The 449-nt window shown below is 42.5% G+C and carries 1 protein-coding gene; it reads left to right on the forward strand.

Annotation, left to right across the window (positions count from 1 at the left end; genetic code table 11):
• Nucleotides 1–449 (forward strand): reverse transcriptase domain-containing protein (locus tag ACWIW0_RS11365; RefSeq protein ID WP_454453403.1); only part of this gene is annotated, 449 nt, incomplete at both ends.

Below are 449 nucleotides of genomic sequence, written 5' to 3' on the forward strand. Positions count from 1 at the left end.
AAATTGAAATGGCAAGCAATTAGTGAACTTTCAGGCAAAAAGTATAAGCCAAGCCCATTAAAGCGAGTGTTTATACCCAAAGCAAATGGAAAGAAACGCCCCTTGGGTATTCCAACGATGAGAGATAGAGCTATGCAAGCCCTACACTTGTTGGGATTACAACCTGTTGCAGAAACCTTGGCTGATAAAAGCTCTTATGGATTTCGGATAAGCCGTTCAACGGCAGATGCGATTAACCATATACACAGTATTTTCTCTTTGAGGGGAGAAAAGAAATCAGCAGAATGGGTACTTGATGCAGATATACAGGGGTGTTTTGACCACATTAGCCACGATTGGCTTATTCAGCATATTCCAATGAACAAACGGATATTGCGGAAGTGGCTAAAATCAGGTGTGGTTGAGTTCGGACAGTTAAAGGCAACGAAAGAAGGTACTCCACAAGGGGG

This window comes from Ursidibacter sp. B-7004-1 (genome assembly GCF_053654055.1).